At 33.2% G+C, this 24,754-nt stretch carries 21 protein-coding genes; 5 read left to right on the top strand and 16 right to left on the bottom strand.

Annotation, left to right across the window (positions count from 1 at the left end):
- Positions 1–61: 61 nt before the first annotated feature.
- The 3 genes from ACZ267_RS02190 to ACZ267_RS02200 form a co-directional block, all read right to left on the bottom strand.
- Positions 62–1,018: an L-lactate dehydrogenase gene (locus ACZ267_RS02190; protein WP_002465932.1), complete on the bottom strand. Its 957-nt coding sequence runs from the start codon at positions 1,016–1,018 to the stop codon at positions 62–64.
- 354 nt (positions 1,019–1,372) lie between these two features.
- The gene (gene cidR, locus ACZ267_RS02195; RefSeq protein ID WP_002450462.1) at positions 1,373–2,254 is read right to left on the bottom strand and encodes a cidABC operon transcriptional activator CidR; all 882 of its coding nucleotides are present in this window, start codon (positions 2,252–2,254) and stop codon (positions 1,373–1,375) included.
- Between the two features lie 31 nt (positions 2,255–2,285).
- Entirely contained in the window at positions 2,286–2,972 is a 687-nt protein-coding gene (locus tag ACZ267_RS02200; RefSeq protein ID WP_047211187.1) for a YoaK family protein, read from the bottom strand.
- Between the two features lie 456 nt (positions 2,973–3,428).
- Between ACZ267_RS02200 and ACZ267_RS02205 the strand changes: the two genes are divergently transcribed.
- Entirely contained in the window at positions 3,429–4,883 is a 1,455-nt protein-coding gene (locus ACZ267_RS02205; RefSeq protein ID WP_047211188.1) for an APC family permease, read from the top strand.
- Between the two features lie 76 nt (positions 4,884–4,959).
- Here the strand turns inward: ACZ267_RS02205 and ACZ267_RS02210 are convergent, their stop codons facing one another.
- Positions 4,960–6,297 carry an aspartate aminotransferase family protein gene (locus tag ACZ267_RS02210; protein WP_047211189.1) on the bottom strand — a complete coding sequence of 446 codons (1,338 nt, stop codon included), beginning with the start codon at positions 6,295–6,297 and terminating at the stop codon, positions 4,960–4,962.
- Positions 6,298–6,535: 238 nt separating this feature from the next.
- Here ACZ267_RS02210 and ACZ267_RS02215 point away from each other — a divergent pair, with 238 nt between their 5' ends.
- Positions 6,536–6,964 carry a hypothetical protein gene (locus tag ACZ267_RS02215; protein ID WP_026088942.1) on the top strand — a complete coding sequence of 143 codons (429 nt, stop codon included), beginning with the start codon at positions 6,536–6,538 and terminating at the stop codon, positions 6,962–6,964.
- Between the two features lie 237 nt (positions 6,965–7,201).
- Here the strand turns inward: ACZ267_RS02215 and ACZ267_RS02220 are convergent, their stop codons facing one another.
- Positions 7,202–8,116: a hypothetical protein gene (locus ACZ267_RS02220; RefSeq protein ID WP_015364661.1), complete on the bottom strand. Its 915-nt coding sequence runs from the start codon at positions 8,114–8,116 to the stop codon at positions 7,202–7,204.
- 306 nt (positions 8,117–8,422) lie between these two features.
- On the opposite strand from ACZ267_RS02220, the gene ACZ267_RS02225 reads away from it, so the two are divergent.
- Positions 8,423–8,980, top strand: a complete 558-nt coding sequence (locus ACZ267_RS02225; RefSeq protein ID WP_047211190.1) for a hypothetical protein — start codon at positions 8,423–8,425, stop codon at positions 8,978–8,980.
- A gap of 457 nt (positions 8,981–9,437) precedes the next feature.
- The gene (locus ACZ267_RS02230) at positions 9,438–10,799 is read left to right on the top strand and encodes an FAD-dependent oxidoreductase (protein WP_047211191.1); all 1,362 of its coding nucleotides are present in this window, start codon (positions 9,438–9,440) and stop codon (positions 10,797–10,799) included.
- Between the two features lie 62 nt (positions 10,800–10,861).
- Here ACZ267_RS02230 and ACZ267_RS02235 read toward each other — a convergent pair whose 3' ends face one another.
- Positions 10,862–12,070: a putative glycoside hydrolase gene (locus tag ACZ267_RS02235; protein ID WP_047211192.1), complete on the bottom strand. Its 1,209-nt coding sequence runs from the start codon at positions 12,068–12,070 to the stop codon at positions 10,862–10,864.
- Between the two features lie 144 nt (positions 12,071–12,214).
- The gene (locus ACZ267_RS02240) at positions 12,215–12,673 is read right to left on the bottom strand and encodes a P-loop NTPase family protein (RefSeq protein WP_047211193.1); all 459 of its coding nucleotides are present in this window, start codon (positions 12,671–12,673) and stop codon (positions 12,215–12,217) included.
- A gap of 154 nt (positions 12,674–12,827) precedes the next feature.
- On the opposite strand from ACZ267_RS02240, the gene ACZ267_RS02245 reads away from it, so the two are divergent.
- Positions 12,828–13,718 carry a fructose bisphosphate aldolase gene (locus tag ACZ267_RS02245; RefSeq protein WP_002451238.1) on the top strand — a complete coding sequence of 297 codons (891 nt, stop codon included), beginning with the start codon at positions 12,828–12,830 and terminating at the stop codon, positions 13,716–13,718.
- 209 nt (positions 13,719–13,927) lie between these two features.
- Here the strand turns inward: ACZ267_RS02245 and ACZ267_RS02250 are convergent, their stop codons facing one another.
- The 9 genes from ACZ267_RS02250 to ACZ267_RS02290 form a co-directional block, all read right to left on the bottom strand.
- Complete coding sequence (locus tag ACZ267_RS02250) at positions 13,928–14,506, bottom strand: PadR family transcriptional regulator (protein WP_002465926.1); 579 nt, start codon at positions 14,504–14,506, stop codon at positions 13,928–13,930.
- A gap of 134 nt (positions 14,507–14,640) precedes the next feature.
- Complete coding sequence (locus tag ACZ267_RS02255) at positions 14,641–14,961, bottom strand: YciI family protein (protein ID WP_047211194.1); 321 nt, start codon at positions 14,959–14,961, stop codon at positions 14,641–14,643.
- 37 nt (positions 14,962–14,998) lie between these two features.
- Positions 14,999–16,438 (bottom strand): 6-phospho-beta-glucosidase, encoded by a 1,440-nt coding sequence (locus ACZ267_RS02260; RefSeq protein WP_058714604.1) that lies wholly within the window; start codon positions 16,436–16,438, stop codon positions 14,999–15,001.
- Between the two features lie 120 nt (positions 16,439–16,558).
- The gene (gene lqo / locus ACZ267_RS02265; RefSeq protein ID WP_079448991.1) at positions 16,559–18,058 is read right to left on the bottom strand and encodes an L-lactate dehydrogenase (quinone); all 1,500 of its coding nucleotides are present in this window, start codon (positions 18,056–18,058) and stop codon (positions 16,559–16,561) included.
- 272 nt (positions 18,059–18,330) lie between these two features.
- Complete coding sequence (locus ACZ267_RS02270) at positions 18,331–19,155, bottom strand: pyruvate, water dikinase regulatory protein (protein WP_047211196.1); 825 nt, start codon at positions 19,153–19,155, stop codon at positions 18,331–18,333.
- Between the two features lies 1 nt (position 19,156).
- Positions 19,157–21,787, bottom strand: a complete 2,631-nt coding sequence (ppdK, locus tag ACZ267_RS02275; protein ID WP_124747951.1) for a pyruvate, phosphate dikinase — start codon at positions 21,785–21,787, stop codon at positions 19,157–19,159.
- A 375-nt stretch (positions 21,788–22,162) separates the two neighbouring features.
- Entirely contained in the window at positions 22,163–23,749 is a 1,587-nt protein-coding gene (mbcS, locus tag ACZ267_RS02280; protein WP_047211199.1) for an acyl-CoA synthetase MbcS, read from the bottom strand.
- A gap of 157 nt (positions 23,750–23,906) precedes the next feature.
- Positions 23,907–24,380 (bottom strand): antibiotic biosynthesis monooxygenase family protein, encoded by a 474-nt coding sequence (locus ACZ267_RS02285; RefSeq protein WP_047211200.1) that lies wholly within the window; start codon positions 24,378–24,380, stop codon positions 23,907–23,909.
- Positions 24,381–24,415: 35 nt separating this feature from the next.
- Positions 24,416–24,625 carry a sterile alpha motif-like domain-containing protein gene (locus ACZ267_RS02290; protein WP_002465387.1) on the bottom strand — a complete coding sequence of 70 codons (210 nt, stop codon included), beginning with the start codon at positions 24,623–24,625 and terminating at the stop codon, positions 24,416–24,418.
- Positions 24,626–24,754 lie beyond the last annotated feature (129 nt).

A 24,754-nucleotide genomic window follows, 5' to 3' on the forward strand; every position in this document is an offset into this window, starting at 1 on the left:
ACATCAGTGTGAAAACAATTCCCCGTTGCTCATTTATACATTAAAGATTATTATTCATGTTCTATTGGTCTAAAAGATGTTTCACTGAATCATATGAAGCTTCTAATGCCTCAACAGATTGTTTAAACAATTCTTTTTCGTGATCGCTTAATGGTGTTTCATAAATTTTACTTGCACCATTTTCGTTAATTAATGTTGGTACACCAATGTATACATCTTTAAATCCATATTCTCCATTTAATTGTGAAGAAACTGTTAAAATTGTGTTTTCGTTGTTTAATAAAGCTTTTGAAATTCTTAATAAGGCTAATGCAATACCGTAGTATGTTGAACCTTTAGCTTGAATAATTTCATAAGCAGCGTCTCTAGTTTTTTCATAAATTTCTTGTGCTTTAGCTTCACTACCTGTTTGCTCTTTAAGCGTATCGAATACTGAAATACCAGCGATATTTGCTTTAGACCATACTGCTAATTCTGAGTCACCGTGTTCACCAATGATTGCAGCATGCACACTTGCAGGAGCTACATTTAACTCATTACTGATTAAATATCTAAGTCTTGCAGAGTCTAATACTGTACCTGAACCGATAACACGTTCAGCTGGTAAACCAGTTAATTCTTTAACATAACGAGTTAAGATATCTACTGGATTTGCCGCAATTAGGAAGTAACCATCAAAACCACTATCCATAATACTTGTCACAATGCTATGCATAATTTTTGTGTTTTTCTCTACTAATTGTAAACGTGTTTCACCTGGTTTTTGTGGTGCTCCAGCAGTAATAACTACTAAATCAGCATCTTTACAATCGCTATATTCTCCAGCTTTAACAACAACTGGTGAATCACTGTGAAGTGCACCGTGGTTTAAATCTTGAACGTCTGCATTCACTTTATCTTTAGCAATATCAATAATTACAAATTCATCTGCAATACCTTGTGTGACCATTGCAAAAGCATAACTAGAGCCTACAGAGCCATCCCCAACTAAAACAACTTTTTTACCAAATTTTTTCATATTGAAAAACTCCTTCACTTTGAAGAGATAAAGATTAAAGTTTACGTTTTTATCTCATTCATTTATAATAAATTACAATTAAATCCGACTTCATTTTAAATATACTTTATTAAATTTTATGTGTAAACATACAAGGGGGTGAATGATGTTAACGTCACCAATTTGTTGGTTTTATGTGCCTTACATCATTCATTATAGCCTCTCTCGAAGTATTAATAAAATACATATTTTCGATTAATTACATTCCTAAAAGGAATACATTATATATAGAAAAAAGTAATAAAAAATACTTTGATGCGCTTTGACATCAAAGTATTTTTAAATTTAAGCATTCCTTTTGATATTTAAGGATGACTACTTCTCTCTTAAATCCCTTATAAATTGTATCCATTCGCGCGTTACAAAGTTAAGGTATGCATCTCTTCTCCAGATTAAACCTAAATGCCATGATAACTCTGCATTTTCTAGTTTCAATGCCTTCACATTATCTCCCATTAAATGTACTAAACTTTCTGGTACGACACTAATACCAATGCCTTGACTAATCATATTCGCGATAAAACTAATCTGAGATATATTCGCTACAGTTTTCGGATAAAATCCTAATCGTTTACAGTTCTCGATAATTTGATCTTTTAAGTAATAATCATCATGAAATAGCACAAACTCTTCTTCTTTTAGTTCAGCTAAATCTACTTTTTCTTGTTGTGCCAAAGCATGGTCTTTACTCACAACAAGTAATAGCTCTTCATTATACAATGGTACCGAATGAAATAAAGTCGCATCAACAGGTAATGTCGTGATACCTATATCTACTTCATCTGTTTCTGTGAGGTTTTCTACTATTTTACCTCCACCCTCCATTACCTCATACGTGACTTTCGGATAGAGTTGATGAAATTGATTTAAACTGTCTGTAAATAATTGAACATTCATCATGGGCGATAGGGCTATTCTAATATGACCTTTTTGTACATTCATCACATCGTTCATTTCTAGTGATAGTTTCTCGAACAATGCTAAAAATTCTAAGCTGTTATCATAAAATGTCTGACCGATGTCTGTCAGTTTAATTTGCTTTTGTGAACGGTCAAATAATGTAATATCATATTCGTTTTCTATACTTTTGATTGCTTTACTGATCGTTGACTGTGCAATATATAAATGTTCTGATGCCTGCGTCATGCCACCACGTCGAACAGTTTCAACAAAATATTTGATCTGTTTTATTTCCATAGCGCTAACCTCTTAATTTGAATTTTGAAAGTTATTCCACCGTATGCTCTCTTCTATAAATTAAAATACTATAAAAGATAAATATCACTATTAGAATCATTGCTGCAACTAATATGGCATAAGTGCCTATATATTTTTGAACTTCTGCTGAAATAATAGCTCCAATAATAAAACTTAATACTATTCTAATGTAAAGTTTAGCCTTTCTCAATTGGGCAGTATCGCCATTTAATATATATTCACTCAGTGCTATCACACCATTTTTAAGGTTCCCCGTTGAAAAGGTATTGTTATAACCTTCCCCTTCTATTTTACTGAATGAGGTTGTAAGCATTGCCATACCAAATGCTAGCGGTGGTAAAATATACAAATTAGGTATACTCATTGGTAAAAATCCTACAACAAGACAACTTATTGTAATAGGCAATAATGAGACTAATCTCCAATACCGTGTTGCCATTTGATGATGAATTAAAGACACAAACATTACGCCAATCATAAAGGATACAACTGAAGCAATCTTCAACATACCACCAGTTAAATCTCTATGTGATACCTCTGAAGCAAGAAATATAATATTTCCTGTTTGACCTGCTGCTAGTGTGCCTCCTCGACTTAAAAAGGTATAAGCATCAATATATCCACCAACAAAGGTTAAGAGTATAGCCATTTCCTTACTCTGATATATATTTCTTCGCATAAATTTTTCTAAAGCCATCGTTATCGCCTCAACGTTTTTTATTATAGTAATATGGAACATATAGTCCATTGGTATGTTTATATACCTTCATTGTATAGAATATGTTGTAAAAAGCTAAAATATCGTTCACATTTATAAAAAAATACTTCTTATCCCGATATTTTCTGTTATAATCAAGTTTATCCTTTTAAATTTGAGCGTGAAACAGAAATAACTGCTAACTTTATTTCTTAGAGTCACCTCGGCAAGGATAGCTCTAATTGTAATACTTTATTTCAAAGTATATACAATTTGGATAGCTACTGCCATTTTGTAGACATATTACATAATGTTAATTTATGTCACGTATAACAGAATTGAATAAGAAAGTTTTGATTTTTCAGAATTTTTAGACAAAACATGCGTTTTTTATGCTATGATATAAATTATTAAAATGACAGTTAAATATAACTCATTGATATACGGAGGTTTATTATGTCTAGTTTTTTTAAACGATTAACACAAAAAGAAGATCCATCCATCTATCAAAGTAAAGATGGCCATTTAAAAAGAACTTTACGTGTTCGCGATTTTCTTGCTTTAGGTGTAGGTACTATTGTTTCTACGTCTATATTTACTTTACCTGGTGTTGTAGCAGCTGAGCATGCTGGACCAGCGGTTGCACTATCATTCTTACTTGCAGCCATTGTGGCAGGATTAGTTGCCTTTACATATGCTGAAATGGCTTCCACTATGCCATTTGCAGGTTCTGCTTATTCTTGGATTAACGTACTATTTGGTGAATTTTTTGGTTGGGTTGCCGGTTGGGCGCTATTAGCTGAATACTTTATTGCCGTCGCCTTTGTGGCCTCTGGTTTTTCCGCTAACTTACGAGGATTAGTTAAACCCTTAGGCATTGAATTACCAAAAGCATTATCCAATCCATTTGGTAGTGATGGTGGCGTCATTGATATTGTAGCAGCCATTGTTATTATCTTAACTGCTTTACTATTATCACGTGGTATGAGTGAAGCTGCACGTATGGAAAATATTTTAGTTATTTTAAAAGTATTAGCAATTATCTTATTCGTCATTGTAGGACTAACAGCTATCAACTTTAGTAACTATGTACCATTTATTCCAGAACACAAGGTGACAGATGCAGGTGACTTTGGTGGTTGGCAAGGTATTTATGCTGGTGTTTCTATGATTTTCTTAGCATATATCGGATTTGACTCTATCGCTGCCAACTCTGCTGAAGCAATTAATCCTCAAAAAACAATGCCAAGAGGAATTTTAGGATCATTATTAGTCGCTATAGTATTATTTGTTGCAGTTGCTTTAGTATTAGTAGGTATGTTCCATTACAGTCAATATGCTGACAACGCTGAACCAGTAGGTTGGGCATTACGCGAAAGTGGTCACGGTATTGTTGCAGCAGTTGTGCAAGCTATCTCAGTTATCGGTATGTTTACTGCCTTAATTGGTATGATGCTTGCTGGATCAAGACTGTTATACTCATTTGGTCGTGACGGTTTATTACCATCATGGTTAGGTAAATTAAATAACAAACATTTACCTAATAGAGCATTAGTTATTTTAACAGTAATTGGTGTCTTAATCGGATCAATGTTCCCATTTGCTTTCTTAGCTCAATTAATTTCAGCAGGAACATTAGTAGCATTTATGTTTGTTTCATTAGCAATGTATCAACTTAGAAAACGTGAAGGTAAAGACTTACCTATCCCATCTTTCAAACTGCCATTATACCCAGTATTACCCGCAGTCACTTTCATACTAGTTCTATTAGTATTCTGGGGATTAAGTTTTGAAGCCAAATTATATACACTCATTTGGTTCATTGTAGGTATATTTATCTATTTACTTTACGGCATGAGACATTCTAAAAAAGATCGTGATGATGCCTACAAATCTCCAAAAAAATCTTAATAAAAACATATATATAGCCGTTCCACAATGAATATCGTTTGTGGAACGGCTCTTTTATTTATATTCTACAATCTATTTACCAGCCTTGACCTTCTATTTCATATTGATCTAATTCCCCTCGATTTAACGCTCGAATCGCATCTTCAAGCGTCGACAATGCATAATCTAACTGTTCATAGGAAATGACTAGTGGGGGTTGAAATCTTAACACATTCCCTGCTACCGCTATGATAACTACGCCTTTATCAAAGCAATAGTTACAGATTTTTAATGCTGCTTCAGGATCACGAGTCTTTTGAATGTAATCAGATACTACATCGATACCAATTGATAATCCTTTACCACGGACATCGCCAATACATTCATAATCAGTGACCCATCTATCCATTGTTTGACGTACATATTTACCTTTTTCTAGACTTGCTTCGAGTAACTGTTCTTCTTCAAGCATCTCAAGTGTAGCTAAGGCCGCTTCACAACTAACTGGATTCGCACCAGTAGTAAATAGATGTGCTGGTGCTTCTAACGTCTCCATGATTTCTTTACGTCCGACGATAGCTGACATAGGCAATCCCCCGGCAAGCGACTTACCAAACGTAATTAAATCTGGTGTAAAGTTGAAGTGCTCTACTGAACTCCATTTTCCAGTACGTCCTAATCCTTGTTGAATATCATCAACCGCAATTAAAATGCCATGTTCTCTACAAATACCTTCTAAAGCTTCAAAGTACCCTGGTACAGGTTCTAATAGACCACCATCCCCTTGTATCGTTTCTAATACAATACATGCTACCTCGTCAGCCGGAACATATTTGTCAAACATTTCTTTAAGCGGTGCTAAATATTCATCTACAGTATTCGCATTAGGTTGTTCAAATAGACCTCTATAATTGTCAGGAAACGGTATATGATAAAAGCCATTCAAAAGCGGACCGTATTTTTTCCTCATATTCAAACTTATTGCGGACATAGAAAGTGAACCAAATGTTGAACCATGATACGCATTTGTAAAACTAATGATATAAGGTCGTCCTGTATATGCACGAGCAAACTTAATAATACCATCATTGGCATCTGAACCACTCAACCCATATGTCACTCTTTTTTCATAGTCACCGGGTGAAATATCACATAACTTTTTAGATAAGCGAATTAATGGCTCGTGATACATATACGCTGGCGTATAGTGGACAAACTTGTCAACTTGCTTTTTAATCGCTTCGGTTACTTTTTTAGGCGCATGACCCACGTTTTGTGAACTTGCACTGGCTAATAAGTCGATGTACTCTTTTCCATCAACATCTACTAGCGTTGCACCGTAGCCATGATCAATGGCTAAAGGATAATATTTGATTCTTCCAGATTTAGCAAAATATTGCTCATCTTCTTTTATTAAGTCTTGTGCTTTACTCATGATCAAATCATCCTTTCTTAATTAAACTTCACTTCATTACTGACGATTAAAAAGATGATTCATATGCTTCAGTTATAAAATGATTTCGATTTGATGATAGTACTCAATATACTAATAATTTTCAGATTTGTAAATATTTTCCGAAAATTCTAACTAAATAAAATAGATATCTTTTTTGTATGTATATGTTATCCGTATTAGGGAATAAAATATACATCAAACGTGGACTAGGAGGGGTATTATTCTAAGACTGACTTACCACTTTTTAAGTGCTGTTGCTTCATCCTTTGTATTATTACTCAGTACTATGATTTTAGATGTTCTCATACAGCATACTCATCTAACACAGCTATTATTAAATATAGATTTTCTAGTTAACCCTAAACTTGTACCAACATGGATGGAAGTCATCATACATCTGTCTATAGGTTTGATGATTTATCTCATCTTCATGGTACTTTACAATATATCAAAACTACTCTATCACTTAGCCTATCTACCTTTATTAGTGATATTTATCGGTATGTATCCTTTCCTCATTGCCATCGCTCAAAGATCATTCTTTGTATTTAATGCGACAGAATGGATTTGGTGGCTCATTGCACATATGATCTTTGTAGTATTCATGTATTTCTGTATCTTTGCTATTTCAAAATTACATTTATAAAACAATGGAGTGGGACAGAAATAATAAAGAACCACTAATCATTGATTATGTAGTGGTTCTTACGCATTAGCCACAGCTAATGTGTACTTTAAATTTAGAAATACATGAGTGAAACTCATGCATAAGAAATACTACTTTCTAAAGAAAAAGAATGACTTTACAGTCAACTACGACCTAAATATGAATGTAACTTGAAATATATATTTATATCCTAGCCTATCGCTAATTGAATGATGATTATTCTTCGTCACCATTTTCATCGTATTTCGTTACATTTCCATCTTCATCAATAATATAAGAGCCTGCTAAGTTACCGTCTTTATCTGTGAATGAGAATCCCCATTCTCCATCGCTATTTTTCTCAGGTTCTTTATACGTATATGTTGATGTATCCAATTTATGACCTTCATAGTCTTCAACTATATCAATAACATTATCACGAGTCACTGTTGTATCACTAGAATCTGAAGACGTGTCATCATCTGAATCGTCAGATGAATCGTTTGATACATCATCATCAGTCGCGGGCACTGAATCTGATTCATTAAAGTAACCTTTAACTTTATCAATTTCATCTTGACTCGCATCATATAACTTAATCGTATTAGCATTATCTAAAATACGTTTTGTTTCAGATTTTGTATAATCATCTTCCATCCAACGACGGTCTTGGAAATGAGATGGCGTGCCATAAGTCGTTATTGTACCATCCCCATTATTTTTATATATAACATGACCAGCAGCTGTTGGTGTACCACTTATAATTTGAACGCCATCTGGATATTTTTCTGATGCCTCTTTATTGTATGGGTTAATTGCTTCACCACTAACATCAGTATGAGACATAGCTGATATATGATTCTCTACTTCACCACTTCCACGGTAGTCTTTAAATACTGTAAGCCAAACTTTAGCATAATAATCTTGGGTATTGGTATTTTCTTGTTGTGCTTTTGAACTCTTTGAAGATGATTGACTTGAACTTTGATTCGATTGTGATGAGTGATTATCTTTATTATCACTGCTTTGATGACTCTTACTTGTTGAATCATCAGATACTTTAGAACTTCCTTTATCATTGTCATTATTCCCTAACCCACAACCTGCTAATACTATAGATGCTGTTAGTAATGTGCCAGCTAATTTTTTCATTAAAGAATCCCCTTTATTTATATTTTGTATATACATTACATTATAAATTTATTATAAACTATCTTATTTCAAAAACATATATCTAATTACACAATAATTGTAAATAAGTAATTTGTTTATCTTCTAATCTATTGGGTTTATCTATAACATTTAATATCCATTTCTAAATCATTTATTAAGTTCTTTAAATTAGCTTTAAGTTTGAGTATTGATTCATTTAAAAAGGCTTATTCAGAAAAAAATGGTGGTACACTATTAATGTAAAAGGAATTAAATCATTCTCTAATTGGAAATGGGGTTTTCATTGTGAAGAAACGCTCTATAATAGCAACAACTGTTTTAGCTAGCACTGTTTTATTTTCAGCATCTTTCGTAAGTGAGGCCAAAGCTGAAGAAGTCACTGCAGACAATGCCATCAATGTTGCACAACAAGCTATGAAAAATAGCGGCGGTAATCCCGACTTACAAAATTTCAACAACGTCAAAGATAAAGGATCTTATTTTATCATTAATATTAATAATAAGTCTGGTGCCGGCGTTGGTGCATATAAAGTTTACAAAAATGGAGAAGTTCAATATAAAAGTGGTAATTTCGGAGATTATAGTTCTTTAAATTCATCAGATAACTATACAGGCCAAGGTATCAGTGCCAAAAGCTATGAAGAAAATAATGAAAGCCAACAAGAGAATGCCTCAGTAGATAGCACTAAAGAGTTAAATGCGTATTATGTTGGTAAAGTGAAATCTAACGAATTACCAGAGTCAGGTAAGGATGACACAAGATCTACTGATGCATTAGCAGTGCTGTCCCTAGTAGCAGGCATAGCTTTCATTAGCCAAAGACCATTAAGAAAAATTTCATAATTCATATATTCAAAAAAGAGGTTGAGATATAAAGTTTTTGTGCTCTAGGAAACCGATTAACGGCATCCCGAAAGCAGGATTATCGGCAGAAGGGACCCAACATAGAGAAATTGGTATTCCAATTTCTGCAAACAATGCAAGTTGGGCAAACGCTCACGATTCGACAAAATTTGGAAAACAATTCAAATGAACAAACTCAACTATTGAGTTTGTAAGAACTACTAACCTATGAATAAGGAAGTAGTTCTTTATCATCGTTCGGTTCTGTTCATATCCTAAACACTTTTGTCCTGACCTCTTTTTTATGTTTTCAAAACCGTTAATCATGACAAATTTTTGAACATTGCCTCTAATTGCCGATTATGTGAATAAAAAATAAATATAGTGGTAAACATAATTTGTAGACGAAATAAAATTATTTTCATGATTATAAACCATTCTAATAGGAGGTAATAGAATGAAATACATTATTGTTGGTACATCTCATGCTGGATATGAGGTCATCCAAACACTACTTAAAGAAGACAAAGACGCTGATATACATGTATATGAAAGTGGTGACAAACCTTCTTTCCTATCTTGTGGTATACAAAGTTACTTAGAAGATGTATCACCATCTCTAGATTCATTACACTATGCGAATGAACAATCATATAAAGATCAAGGTGTTAACATTCATGTTAATAGCACCGTTACTGATATAGATACTGAACAAAAAGTCATTACAGTTGATCAAAATGGTAATACTGAGCAAGTAAATTACGACAAACTCTTCTTAAGTCCAGGAGGAAAACCGGTCACACCTCCAGTTGAAGGTATCGATCAATACAATCATGTTTTATTCATGCGTGGCAGAGATTGGGCTAATCAAGTAAAATCACGTATGTCAAACGCCAAAAAAGCAGTTGTCGTTGGTGGTGGCTATATCGGTATCGAAGCAGCAGAAGCCTTCGCTAAAGCTGGTATTCAAACGAAAGTTATTGATGTCGCGGATCGTATTTTAAGTACGTATTTAGACCAAGAATTTACTGATATTCTTGAGGATAACGCTAAAGAACACGGATTAGAATTTATAGGTGGCGAAACAGTTCAATCCTTAAACGGTGATGAACAAGGAAATGTAACTAAAGTCATCACAGATAAAAACGAGTACGAAGCAGATACAGTACTATTTGCCGTAGGTGTCCAACCAGCAACAGATTGGTTAGAAGGTAAAATAGATTTAGGCAAAAAAGGCGTCATTAATATTAATCATCAACAACAAACATCTGCTAAAGATGTCTATGCTGGTGGCGATGCAACACTTGTTCCATTTGCACCAGTTGAAGAAAATCGATATATTGCTTTAGCAACCAATTCACGTCGACAAGGTGTAACAGCAGCTAAAAATATGTTAGGCCATGATATGACAATGCCTCGCGTTTCTGGTACATCTGGTTTACAATTGTTTGATTATAAATTTGGTCAAACAGGTGTTCATGGTACAGAACAAGATCATTATAATGGAAACTTAGGACAAAAATATGTCAAAGAACTTATTCGTCCAAAATTCATGCAAGATGAAATCCCTGTACACATGAAAATTATCTATGATGAAGATAGTCATAAAATTTTAGGCGCACAACTTATGTCTAAAGATAATATTACTGAATCAATCAACACCATGTCCATTGCCATTTCAGCTGGTTATACTTTAGAACAACTCGCAGTACAAGACTTCTTCTTCCAACCTGACTACGACAGACCTTGGAATTACTTAAACGTACTTGCTCAGCAAGCATTAAATGACACATTTGGTAGCGATCAAATGCTATTTTAAATTAAATACTTTGAAAGAAACACCTCTAGTGCATCGTATGCATTAGAGGTGTTTTTAATTAACTATTTATCTTTTTTCTCTTTTTGGTAATCTTTATCTTGATTCTTTCCTTTTTCAGGATTGAAGTTGGCACCTTTAGTATAGTCATTGCCAGCATTCCATAATAAGAATTCGTTAACGCCATTATCTTTTAAAGCCTGTACTTGATCAGATAATGCTTTTGCATCATATTCTTTATAGTTACCTTCTCCAAGATATGAAGCAGTAAAGTCTTGAATCCATGGACGAGAAATTGGTTTTTGTTTACCTAATGAATCTAATATACTATTTTCTTTTTGGATATATCTATTAACCGTTTTATATGGTTCAGTATCAGGTGCTTCTAATCCAAAATCTCCTGGACTCCAATGTGATGGATAAATCATAGAAGAAATAGCATCTACGTTTTTAGAGATTTTAGGGAAGCTTTGACCAATACCTGGTGCATTTTTCACTAATGCGGAATACCCAAAGACATCTGCTGATATTTTCACATTGTATGGTTTTAATTCTTTACGTGCATATTCTAAATAACTTGTAACAGCATCTACACGCTGATCGCCTTTACTTAATTTACTATTTTTATAATCACCTTTATCGTAATCTAATTGATCAGCTTCATTTTCAAATCCTTCTGGGAATCTAACATAGTCATACTGAATATCTTGGAAACCAGCTTTGGCTGCTTCTTTAGAAATACTTACATTATATTTCCAAACATCTTTAACAAATGGGTTTACAAAACTATCCCCTTTACCATTTTGCCAAACAGAACCATCTTTCTCTTTATATGACCATTCTGGATGTTCTTTAGCTAGTTTAGTATCTTTAAATGTAACGATTCTTGCGATAGGATAAATGTCATTATCTTTTAACTTTTTCAATAATGGTTTAGCATCTGCAATATCCATAGTATTTTTATCGATTAATTTATTTCCAGTATTAAATTTCATAGTGACATTACCTTCGTCATCTTTGACATCGATAACCATTGCATTTAATTTGGCATCTTTCACGTATTTAATTAATTGGTCAATTTTATCTCCTTGTGTTGAATTACTTGTAACGTAGATGCCTTTCACACCATCTTTAGGATAAGCGACTTTATTTCTTTGGTTAGCCGTTTGTTCTGCTTTATTATCTTTTGATTTATCATTCTCATGACCGGAACTACAACCAGTAATTATTAATGCACTTGCTGCTAATGTAATCCAAATTTTCTTTTGCTTCATCCTTAATCCCCTTTTATGTATTGAAAATGATTTTTACAGACAATTTATGTAGTGGTACAAAATTTTAAAAATCATTAATCTTTTCTTATATTATATATTATCATATTTCATACATAGCATGTACATTACATATATTTAATCTCTTTATTTGATAATCCATAATTTCTCTGGGTACTTACGTTGTAACTTCTTTATTTGTTCATTATTAATCTTTGGAAAATCCCAAATAAATTTTAAAAACGCTAGACTCATTGTTTTAGGATTCTTTCCAATCGTTTGCTTACAAATGACATGTAGGAAATATCGTTTTAGTACTCTCCATATACACGTCACTCTTTTTTCTTGTAACCAAATAACAACTTCAGCATGACTTACTCTCAGTTCTAATGTGTCTATATAATTACCATCAATAATCCAATATTGTTGTATCAAGATATCTTTGATTTCGTTAATCAATTCATCTTGTTCTATGGTCTGATTATCATCTTTCCAATTGATTTGATCCAAATGATAAAGAGGCAAGCTCATATATTTAGACAAATGAGTACTTAACGCAGATTTACCGCTCCCTGGACTACCTATAACTAGAACTTTGTTATACATTGTTATCCTCCTTCAAATCATCACATTATAAGGCGATTTTTTGACTTTATACTATTATAGTGTAATTTTCTAGGTAATTATAAGTTGAATCGCTTGAGAATAACAATATTTTTTATCATACTGTAGATGAAAGTTAAGTTAAGGAGTGGAAAGTATGAATAAAGAACAATTAGAAAAAATGAAGAATGGTAAAGGATTTATCGCTGCATTAGACCAAAGTGGCGGTAGTACCCCTAAAGCACTTAAAGAATATGGTGTAAACGAAGATGAATATAGCAATGACGATGAAATGTTCAAACTTGTGCATGACATGCGTACTCGCGTGGTAACTTCACCATCATTCTCAGCTGATAAAATCCTAGGTGCAATTCTTTTCGAACAAACAATGGACCGTGAAGTTGAAGGTAAATATACTGGAGACTATTTAGCTGATAAAGGCGTTGTTCCTTTCTTAAAAGTTGATAAAGGTTTAGCTGAAGAACAAAACGGTGTTCAATTAATGAAACCAATTGACGATTTAGACGAGACATTAGATCGTGCTAATGAACGTCATATTTTTGGTACTAAAATGCGTTCAAACATTTTAGAATTAAACGAACAAGGTATCAAAGATGTTGTTGAACAACAATTTGAATTCGCTAAAAAAATTATTGCAAAAGGTTTAGTACCAATTATTGAACCTGAAGTAAATATCAATGCTAAAGATAAAGCTGAAATTGAAAATGTCTTAAAAGATGAACTTAAAAAAGGTTTAGATAGTTTAGACAGTGATCAATTAGTAATGCTTAAATTAACTATCCCAACTCAACCTAACTTATATAAAGAATTAGCTCAACATCCAAATGTTGTACGTGTTGTAGTACTTTCTGGTGGTTACAGCAGAGATGAAGCTAACAAATTATTAAAAGATAACGATGAACTTATCGCAAGCTTCTCACGTGCATTAGCTAGTGACTTAAGAGCTAGCCAATCTCAAGAAGAATTCGATAAAGCATTAGGTGACGCTGTAGATTCAATCTACGATGCATCAGTTAATAAAAACTAATTTCCACATTAAAAAAAGGTCGTGCAGGAAAACTGCACGACCTTTCTTTATATCATTTTTATTTTTTATGCTTCATCAAAAGCTTGGTTGAAAAAATCACCAAATTTTTGTGTACTATTTTGACTAAACATTAATTCTCCTGGACCTGCACCGATAATTCCTATTCTTTGTTTTTTATTGAATAGACCTTCTACAGTACAACTATATCTCTATTTAGATAATTGTTCTAATTTCTCTTTTGTCTCTTTTATAATCTTATCTAACTGTTCTTTTTTATCATTGTCTTGCATAGATTCTTTTGATGCTTTCATAAATAAATGGAATAAATCGTGTAACTTTTCGCGTGATTGTTTCATTTCTTCAAAGTCTACATTTTCAAATTGCGCCATGCGTTCTGAAAAATCACTATTTTCTTTGTTTTCATCAACAAATTGTTGACCTTCTTCTGTAATTGAATACACTTTTTTATTGCCATCTTTAGTGATTGTGACAAAGTCTCTATCTTCTAACATTTGTAAAATAGGATACACTGAACCTGGACTTGGAGAATAAAAACCTTTAAATTTTTCTTCTAAATCTTTAATAATTTGGTAACCATGTCTTGGTTCCTCTTTTAACATTTCTAAAATTACAAATTGTAAATTTCCTTTTTTGAAGAATCTATCTCTACCATTCATTTGTCTAAAGTCTCCAAACTGACCTGGCCCTCTACCTTGGCCTCTGTTCATATCAAATCCTTCAAAATGTCTCATACCTCTATTTATACGATTATTATTTCTATTAAACATGTTAATCACCTTTCTTTTTTCGATATATCGATATATTAAACGATATATCGAAATTAGTCAACGATATATCGTTAATTATTTTAAAATAAAAAATGGCACTATGATTTTTCCTTTCATAGCGCCATTTGTATTAATTAATCTTCTTCTATAGGACTAGTTATTTCAATATTTTCTGGCTTACCAAACATAGGTGTCCATTGCTCTATCGTATAATCTGCCACTAATCCTTCTTTCCAAAACGGATCAGCTTTGAGTAAAGACATTAATTGGTCTTCATTATTTGCTTTAAGTACTAAATACGCCTCCAATTTACTTTTATCCTCATTTTCGACTGGACCTGATACTAATAAGTCACCAGATTCAACGAGCTGATATAAATAAATAGCATGATCACGTATGTGCTGTTGCCAGCCTTTCATATCTGTATGAACAAATTTCACTAAATAATAAGACATAGTATACTCCCTTTTTATTAATACATTATTGATACTCTTATAACCGTTCTCCATTAGATTCAATCACATTTCTATACCATTCAAAAGAATCTTTTTTCGTGCGTTCGAGTGTACCTTGTCCTCTATTATCTCTATCAACATGGATTAAACCATATCGTTTTTTCATTTCTCCAGTAGTGAAAGATACAATATCTATAATACCCCAAGGTGTATAACCCATTAAGTCAACACCATCCTGGTCGACTGCATCAATTGCGGCTTCAATATGTTCTTTTAAATATTGAATACCGTAGTCATCATGTATATTTCCTTTTTCATCCATTTCATCAACTGCACCAAATCCATTTTCGACTATAAACAATGGAATTTGATAACGATTATATAATACATTCAATGTGAATCTTAAACCTACCGGATCAATTGCCCAACCCCAATCACTAGTTTGAATATAAGGATTTTCAACTGAATTAGGTAAGCCACCGTTCACTACGTTATCTTCTACACTACTATTACTATCATGTTTAACTACTGTAGACATATAATAGCTAAATCCAATGTAATCGACTGTACCTTCTTGTAAAATTTGGTCGTCTCCTTCAAGCCAACCTATGTTAATATTTTCTCTTTCAAACATTTTCGTAGCATAACCTGGGTAATACCCTCTAACCTGCACATCTGGGAAGAAGAAACGCATTCTACCTGCAATTTCCGCTTCCATCATATCTTTAGGATTACAACTATATGGATAAATAGGTACATGTGAAATCATTGCGCCTATTTCAAATTCAGGATTAATGTCTTTACCAATTTTAACAGCTTTGGCACTTGCGATGAGTTCATTATGTGCGACTTGATATAAAACCTCTTCTTTATTATCTTCTTCGGATAATAACACACCAGAGTTTGTCCATAAAAAGATAGGGTTATTCAAATCCATCTGGTTATTAATTTCATTGAATGTCATCCAATATTTCACTTTATCTTTATAACGTTGAAATACTGTTTCAGCAAAATGCGCAAAGAAATCTGCTACTTTTCTATTTTTAAACCCACCATATTCTCTAGCAAGATGTAATGGCATTTCAAAATGTGATAACGTAATGACCGGTTGAATACCATATTTTAATAATTCATCAAATAAGTCATCATAAAATTTTAGTCCTTCTTCATTAGGTTCTTCTTCATCTCCATTAGGGAAAATACGTGTCCAAGCAATAGAAGTACGGAGACATTTTAATCCCATTTCACTAAATAATTTCACATCTTCTTTATAACGATGATAGAAGTCAATACCTTCGTGATTAGGATAATACTTGTCTGCTTCTACTTCTTGAGTGATTTCACGTGCTTTCCCATGTTCACCTGCTGTCATCACATCAATCACACTTAGTACTTTTCCACCTTGATCATAGCCACCTTCAAATTGGTTAGCCGCTAATGCGCCACCCCATAAAAAATCATTAGGTAATTTAGACATACTACAACCCCTCATTTCTTTATCTGTTACATTCATTATATCAATTAAAAGTTCAAACTTTATAACAAAACAAAAAAACTCAACCAAAGTTCATTTACACTTTGGTTGAGTTAATTTTAATTATTTTTCTCCATAGAAACCTAATTTAAGGTCTTTTGAAGTTTGTTTACGGATTTTTCTCATTAATTGTTCATCTTCAATTAATGATTCTCCATATGATGGAATCATTTTCTTAATTAATGGTTTCCATTCGTCAGCATATTCAGCGAAGTTTTTCTCAAGAACTTCTAATGCTACAGATACTGAAGTTGAAGCCCCTGGTGATTCACCTAATAATGCAATCACTGAGTGGTCTTGTGAATTCACTACTTCAGTACCGAACTGAATGTAACCTTTACCATGTTCTTCTGTATCTTTAATAACTTGTACACGTTTACCTGCTGTATAAACTTGCCAATCTTCATCACGTGCTTCTGGATAGAATGTACGTAAATGATTCATACAACCTTCTTTAGTCATAATCACTTGGTCAAATGAATATTTAATTAATGGTAAGTTTTTAACCGCAGATGCTAGTAAAGTTGTAATATTGTATGGTTTTACAGATTTGAATAAATCTAAGTTTGAACCATTCTTAAGGAATTTAGGACCTACGTTCGCAAATGGTCCGAATAATAATGTTCTTTCACCATCAATATAACGTGTATCTAAATGAGGTACAGTCATTGGTGGTTTGCCAGGTGGTTCTTTACCATACACTTTGGCATCGTGTTGTTTGATGACTTCTGGGTTTGTACATGCAATGAATTGTCCACTGATTGGGAATCCACCTAAATGTTTACTTTCAGGGATACCTGTTTTTTGTAATAGTGGAATTGCGCCACCACCAGCACCAATAAATACATAGTCCGTTTCTTGTTCAAACACGTCACCTGTGTTACGGTTTTTAATTTTTACTGACCATTTACCATTTGATAAACGTGTAAAATCAACCACTTCATGATTGTATTTTACTTCTACATTATCAGTTTCTTGAAGGTGTTGTGCCATCTTACGTGTTAATTCACCGTAGTTTACATCTGTACCTTCATCAATTTTACTTGCTGCCATGTAGCCACCATCATTTTGGCGACCTTTCATCATTAATGGAATCCACTTTCTCATTACTTCGATATCTTCAGTGTATTCGATATTATCGAACATTGGGAAAGCTTTCATTTTTTCATAACGATCTTTTAAGAATTTAACGTTATTTTTACCTCTTACAAAACTAATATGAGGTAATGGATTAATAAATGCGCGTGGGTCTTCAATATTTCCTGATTTAACTAAATGACCCCAAAATTGTTTAGAAATCTCAAACTGTTCGTTGATTTCTTTCGCTTTTTCGATATCAATTGAACCATCAGGTTGTTGAACAGTATAGTTCAATTCACAAAGTGCAGCATGACCTGTACCTGCATTGTTACGTTCGTTAGAACTTTCAATACCAGGACGGTCTAAGCGTTCATACAAATGAATATTCCAGTCTGGCGCAATTTCTTTTAACATTGATCCGAAAGTTGTACTAAGTACACCGGCACCAATTAAAATCACGTCTTTTTTGTCAGACTTTGCCATGTTGTTCACCTCTCCAAAATAAATACTTACACCAGTCCACTAAAATTGCATTTTATTGACTAAATCAGGATTTAATACAATTTTTCTAACATTTCATCTCATAAACTAGTCTTCTATTCTTATGTTAAATCAACCATTGATAAAAGTAAATTATTATTCTTTATAATAATAGAAATTGATTTAGAAGGTGATTATATTTTATCCATAAATACATGAAATCGTATATATGTCACATTAAGTCACTATAAAATAACATTTAATATGATTATGTTTTAATCGTTTTGTTGTAAAAACTTTTCAATATAAAATGCTGATTCTTCTATAGATTTATATTCTGTGTTAATCACGGTTGCATTTAATTTATTGAATATTTCTTCGGCATAGGATAATTCTTTTTTAATTCTGTCTAAACTGTTGTATGTTGACGTTTTTGAAATACCTAACGCCTCAGCACGATTTTTTCTAATATTAGCGATATAATTGGGACTTGCTGTTAAACCGAATACCTTTAGTCCTTTATGTTGAAATACACTTTCAGGAATCGTCACTTCTGGCACTAATGGTATATTCGCTATTTTATAACCTTTATTGGCTAAATACATACTCAATGGTGTTTTAGACGTTCGAGATACGCCAACAATTAAGGCGTCCGCTTCTCCAATATCCGTGAAGTGTTTACCATCATCATATTTAACCGAATATTCTATAGCTTCAATACGTTTGAAATATTCTGTGTTCATTTTTCGTAATGCGCCACTTTCCATCAGTGGTGTAAATTGCGTATGTTGCTCAATCATCGTGATTAATTCCGACATATAATCTATATATGATATTTGGTGTTCCTGTGCATATTGATGACCAAGTGCATTGAAAGATTCACTAACCAGTGTTGTAACCACTATCGCGTTTTTTTCATGCGCTAATTCTAATACATTAAGAAATTCATTTTCATCCTTAATATATGGGAACTTCTTAATTTCTATTTGTGTTAAATCTGGAAATTGGGTCAGTGTCGCATGTATCATCCGTTGTGCCGTTTCCCCTATAGAGTCAGAAACGATGTAAATCGTTAATTGTTGTGCTTGTTGTTCTTTCACATTATCTCTCACTTTCTTCAGCTTGACTCTGAGCTGTAGCTAGGATTGCTCCAGGTACACGGAATGGTGAACATGAAACATAATCAATGTCCAATTGGTTAAATCTACGTATTGATTTTGCATCTCCACCTAATTCTCCACAAACACCTATTTTTATGGACGAATTAACGCGCTTAGCATTTGTGACCGCTATCTCTATCAGTTGACCTACGCCATCATGATCTAACGTTTGGAAAGGGTCAAGCTGTAATATATTACTTTCAGTATACACATTTATAAATTTACCTGCATCATCTCTTGAGAACCCATATGTTAATTGCGTCAAATCGTTCGTTCCAAAGCTAAAGAAGTCACATTGTTGTGCCAATTGGTCCGCAGTCAAACATGCTCTTGGCGTTTCTATCATAGTGCCAATCAAATAATGTACTTTATCTTTCATATCATTTTCTAAATCCTGAATCGTTGATACTAATTGTGATTTTAATGTTGTAAATTCTTCAACTGTAGATACAAGTGGAATCATGATTTCTGGTTGAGATGTAATACCTTCTTTTTTAAGGTTAAACACGCTAGTCATGATTGCCTCAACTTGCATTTCATAAAGTTCAGGGTAAGTAATAGCTAGGCGACATCCTCTATGTCCTAACATTGGGTTAACTTCATTCAAATCATTGATTCTTCGTTTTAGATGTGCTGTAGAAACATTTAATTGGTCTGCAACCATAGCAATATCTTCTTCCGTTGATGGTAAGAACTCATGTAATGGTGGATCTAATAAGCGGACAATTGTTGGTCGCCCAGATGACAATTTAAATATAGCTTCAAAGTCTTCGATTTGATATGTCTTGATTTTATTTAATGCTTCTACACGTTCATCATAATTAGAAGCTAATATAAATCGACGCATTTCCACAAGGCGTTCCGCACCGAAAAACATATGCTCTGTACGCACTAAGCCAATACCTTTAGCATTAAATTGATAACCTGCTTGTATATCTTGTGGTGTTTCTGCGTTCATTCGTACCTGTAATCGTGCAATTTCTTCTGACCATTGCATAAATTGTTCGAACTCATCACTATGTTCAGCGCTAACTGTTTCAATTTCTCCAAGATATAAATCTCCAGCGCTACCATCGACAGAAATGATATCTCCTTCATGTAACATATCACCATTAGGGTAATGTACTGTTTTGTTTACTGTATCAATTTCGACATCAGAACAACCTGTCACACAACATTTCCCCATCCCTCTAGCGACAACTGCAGCATGTGATGTCATTCCTCCATGTGTAGTTACAATAGCTTCACTCGCCACCATACCTTCGATATCTTCCGGAGATGTTTCAGGTCTCATTAAAATAACACTGTCACCATTCTCTGCTTGAACTTTAGCTTCTTCAGCTGAAAATACAACTTTTCCTGTCGCTGCACCTGGACTTGCAGGTAGCCCCATTTTCGAAATAACCGTCGCTTGTTTTAATGCTTCTTCTTTAAAATTAGGATGTAATAATGTCTCGATTGATTTTACATCAACTTGTGTCACAGCTTCTTCTTTAGTAATGAGCCCTTCATTAACCAAATCAACAGCCACTTTAATAGCTGCTCGAGCCGTACGCTTACCATTACGCGTTTGTAATAAATACAGTTTTCCATTTTCAATCGTAAATTCAATGTCTTGTAAATCTTTATAATGCGTTTCTAATTGTTTCGTCACATTGACAAATTGTTGATGCACATCTGGCATTTGTTCCTTCAATGTATCAATATCCTTGGGTGTACGAATACCTGCTACGACATCTTCACCTTGAGCATTTAATAGATATTCTCCAAATAATTGATTCTCTCCTGTCACAGGGTTTCTAGTAAATGCCACGCCTGTACCACTTCGTTCACCACTATTACCAAATACCATTTCCTGAATGTTCACAGCTGTACCAATATCATGTGGAATATCATTTAAATCTCTATAGACACGAGCACGATCATTATCCCAAGACTTAAATACAGCTTCAATGGATTCTTCTAATTGTTGAAGCGGATCTTGAGGGAAGGGTTTATGACCATGTTCTAAATAAATCTCTTTATATTGTTCACAAATTTCTTTTAATCCTTCAGCAGTAATATCAGCATCAGAGTTATATTGATGCGCTTTTTTATATTGTTCAAAATATGTATCAAAATGAGTCATTGGTACGCCATAAACAACATCACCAAACATTTGTAATAAACGTCGATAGCAATCATATGCAAATCGAGCATCATCTGTTTTAGTGGCAAGTTTTTCTACATTCTCATCATTTAATCCTAAATTTAATATGGTATCCATCATACCTGGCATAGATATTTTCGCACCACTTCGTACTGATACAAGTAATAAATGATCCTGAGATGAAAAAGATTTGCCTGTTCTATTTGAAAAAGCAGTTAAGTGGTCATGTAATTGTGACTTTACTTCGTCTGATAAACGTTCACCTTGCTTTAAGTAATCTATACAAGCTTCTGTCGTAATCGTAAAACCGTCTGGAACAGGTAAACCCAATCGTTTCATTTCCGATAAATTGGCACCCTTCCCCCCCAATAAGTCTTTCATAGATTTTTGTCCTTCATCAAATGCATAAATCAATTTTGTCATAAGTAAGCACCTCTTTTTATTATGTCATACTAATTAATTTTGAGTATGTCATAATAAAAAGAAAAATACAAGTATGATATGAAAACGATTACGCAAAGTTTTTATTATTGTCACAATTCATCTAATATTTGTACTAAAAATCTATAGTTGTTTTAGCCATCTTTTTACAAACAATGTGTCATACTAATAAAAAGGGAGTGGGACAGAAATAATATTTGATTAAAATTTATTTCGATGTCCCACCCCGGCAAGGTTGACTAGAAATGAAAAAGCTTGGTACAAGGGCATTTTCATTTCAGTCAACTACTGCCTAAATATGAATGTAACTTGAAATATATATTTATGTCCCAGCCTGTTTTCTCACTTTATATTTTATTAATGTTCTTGGTTATATTTTTCTACTTCTGCATCTCTTAATTCAACACGTCTAATTTTACCTGAATTTGTTTTTGGTAATTCTTCTACAAATTCTATTGCACGTGGATATTTATATGGTGCAACTTCATTTTTTGTAAAGGTTTGAAGTTCTTTAATTAGCTCGTCATCACCTGTGTATCCATTTTGAAGAATTATAAATGCTTTAACAATATTACCTCTTAATTCATGTGGACTTGCTACGACAGCACATTCTTTAACAGCAGGATGATTTGTCAATGCATCTTCTACTTCAAATGGTCCAATCGTATAACCAGAACTAATAATGATGTCATCTTTACGACCTTCAAACCAGAAATAACCATCTTCGTCTTGATGAGCTAAATCTCCAGTCACATAATAATCGCCTAATCTTGCAGCTGCAGTTCGTTCTGGTTCTTTGAAATACCCTTTAAATAACGCTGGTAAGTCTAACGGCACAGCAATATTACCTTTGACGTTAGGTTCCACTTCATTTCCATCGTCATCAATAATAGTTGTATAACTACCTGGAATAGATTTACCCATCGCACCTGGACGAGATGCTGTATCTTTTAAGAAACCAATTAATAATGTACTTTCTGTTTGACCATAGCCGTCTCTCACTGTGATATCAAAATACTTTTTAAATTGTTCAACGACTTCCCTATTTAATGGTTCACCCGCTGACACTGCACTATGCAGATGTTCTAAATGATAATCATCTAAATTTTGTAATTTAGCCATCATACGATATTCTGTCGGCGTACAACATAATACATTGATTTGATATTCTTGTAATAATTCTAAATATGTTTCTGGTTTAAAACGACCGTTATATACAAACGCTGTTGCCCCTGAACCTAAACTTGATAAAAATGGACTCCATACCCATTTTTGCCAACCTGGCGCTGCAGTCGCCCAAACAAGATCATCTTCTTTAATACATAACCAATGTTTAGGTGCCATTTGTAAATGCGCATAACCCCAACCATGTGTATGAGTAACAGCTTTTGGATTACCAGTAGTACCAGACGTGTATGATAAAATCGCAACATCTTCTCGAGAAGTATCAGTCACTTCTAGTTCATCACTTGCATTGGGTTTCTCTTCTTCAATTGAAATCCAATCTGGATGTGTATCACCAACAATAAATTTAGTAAGGTTTTGATATTCTTTTAACCCTTCAAATTCCTTAATAAATTTCCCAAATGAAATAACCGCATCAATTTCACCGTGGCTTACTCGATATTGTAAGTCTTTGGTACGTAACATTCCAGAACTTGGAATGATGGCAATCCCTAATTTTAATGCTGCAATATATAATTCATATGTAGCTATAGCTCTTGGCATCATAATTAATACTTTGTCTCCATGTTTCAAGCCATGCTTTTTGAAAATATTACCTACTTTATTCGCATTTTTTATCAATTCTTGATAAGTCACTTCAATATGATCATGTTCTGAATCTTTGTAAATAATTGCTTTTTTAGTTGCATCTGTAGCATATTGTTCTATTGCTGATGTAATATTATACTTTTCAGGTGCAAGTAAATCTGTTTTTTGCATATTTTTACTCCCTTTCCATGTCATTCATTTCAATTTTATCAAATGTATTATCACATTGATATATTTTACTCTTTATTGACAGACGACCAAACTAATATGACTTTCATATTCATCAAAAAACGGTACAGAAATAATTTCTGTACCGTTTCTTTATATATTAGAATATATCTTCATAATTTAGAAACTGATTGGCCATATCTTCAAGTTCTATTCTAATATTATATGACAAATCACGATTGACAATTAGGTTATCAACGCCACGTTTTGTTCCACGTTTGCGATGTGTTTGTGCGTATGCTGATGACTTTTGCCAATCATAAAAGGCTTGTCTCGATTGCCATAAAGTCACTATAATATAATGTTTATGTTTAGTTTGAGGTCTAAGAAAACGTAACGCTTTAAATCCTGGTACATCTTGCAAATGCTTTTGACGTCCTAAAAATTTATCTTCAAATTGAGTTTCTTTATCTTCATTGACATATAAATGATTGAGCACACAAAATGTATCATTTGATAGCTCATTAATCGATTCTAAGATGTCATAATACTGAGCATCATTATTTTTCTCGATCATAAATGTATCGTCTGATTCACTCATCTTATATGTTTTATAGTAATCATTTAATAACATGTTATTCCTTCATCCTAATTCATTTTTACTTTTCTTTATACAGCTTGTTCGTATAATGAGAGTGATCTTTTAACTATTTCTAATATTTCATCGTCTAAATTAGTCACTTGCTTAAAATATAATAATATATTATCAGCTAGTTTTTCTTCTTTTGGAAATTGTATATCCTTATCTACCCATGCCGCAAGTTCGCCTAGAGGTGTCTGGTCCCCCGTAAAACTTTGTATAAATTCATAAAACGTCACGCTATCACCTCATCTTACTTATTGCTACTATACTATCACGAAACGCGCAATAAAACATCACTATCAATCAAATAGCATTAAACTTTTTTTCATTTTCAAAATTATATCAATTCACATGTAAGTCGTTTT

It is taken from the genome of Staphylococcus sp. AC872 (assembly GCF_979255425.1).

What these genes read in the sequence shown, in the direction of transcription:
- ACZ267_RS02250 (WP_002465926.1), bottom strand. Translation starts at nt 14,506, where the DNA reads ATGTTTAATAGAAATAATAATCGTATAAATAGAGGTATGAGACATTTT.
- ACZ267_RS02210 (WP_047211189.1), bottom strand. Translation starts at nt 6,297, where the DNA reads ATGAGTAAAGCACAAGACTTAATAAAAGAAGATGAGCAATATTTTGCT.
- ACZ267_RS02285 (WP_047211200.1), bottom strand. Translation starts at nt 24,380, where the DNA reads ATGTTATTAAATGATTACTATAAAACATATAAGATGAGTGAATCAGAC.
- ACZ267_RS02220 (WP_015364661.1), bottom strand. Translation starts at nt 8,116, where the DNA reads ATGAAAAAATTAGCTGGCACATTACTAACAGCATCTATAGTATTAGCA.
- ACZ267_RS02230 (WP_047211191.1), top strand. Translation starts at nt 9,438, where the DNA reads ATGAAATACATTATTGTTGGTACATCTCATGCTGGATATGAGGTCATC.
- ppdK (WP_124747951.1), bottom strand. Translation starts at nt 21,787, where the DNA reads ATGACAAAATTGATTTATGCATTTGATGAAGGACAAAAATCTATGAAA.
- ACZ267_RS02235 (WP_047211192.1), bottom strand. Translation starts at nt 12,070, where the DNA reads ATGAAGCAAAAGAAAATTTGGATTACATTAGCAGCAAGTGCATTAATA.
- ACZ267_RS02200 (WP_047211187.1), bottom strand. Translation starts at nt 2,972, where the DNA reads ATGGCTTTAGAAAAATTTATGCGAAGAAATATATATCAGAGTAAGGAA.
- ACZ267_RS02255 (WP_047211194.1), bottom strand. Translation starts at nt 14,961, where the DNA reads ATGTCTTATTATTTAGTGAAATTTGTTCATACAGATATGAAAGGCTGG.
- ACZ267_RS02205 (WP_047211188.1), top strand. Translation starts at nt 3,429, where the DNA reads ATGTCTAGTTTTTTTAAACGATTAACACAAAAAGAAGATCCATCCATC.
- ACZ267_RS02260 (WP_058714604.1), bottom strand. Translation starts at nt 16,438, where the DNA reads ATGTCTAAATTACCTAATGATTTTTTATGGGGTGGCGCATTAGCGGCT.
- ACZ267_RS02240 (WP_047211193.1), bottom strand. Translation starts at nt 12,673, where the DNA reads ATGTATAACAAAGTTCTAGTTATAGGTAGTCCAGGGAGCGGTAAATCT.
- mbcS (WP_047211199.1), bottom strand. Translation starts at nt 23,749, where the DNA reads ATGCAAAAAACAGATTTACTTGCACCTGAAAAGTATAATATTACATCA.
- lqo (WP_079448991.1), bottom strand. Translation starts at nt 18,058, where the DNA reads ATGGCAAAGTCTGACAAAAAAGACGTGATTTTAATTGGTGCCGGTGTA.
- ACZ267_RS02245 (WP_002451238.1), top strand. Translation starts at nt 12,828, where the DNA reads ATGAATAAAGAACAATTAGAAAAAATGAAGAATGGTAAAGGATTTATC.
- cidR (WP_002450462.1), bottom strand. Translation starts at nt 2,254, where the DNA reads ATGGAAATAAAACAGATCAAATATTTTGTTGAAACTGTTCGACGTGGT.
- ACZ267_RS02190 (WP_002465932.1), bottom strand. Translation starts at nt 1,018, where the DNA reads ATGAAAAAATTTGGTAAAAAAGTTGTTTTAGTTGGGGATGGCTCTGTA.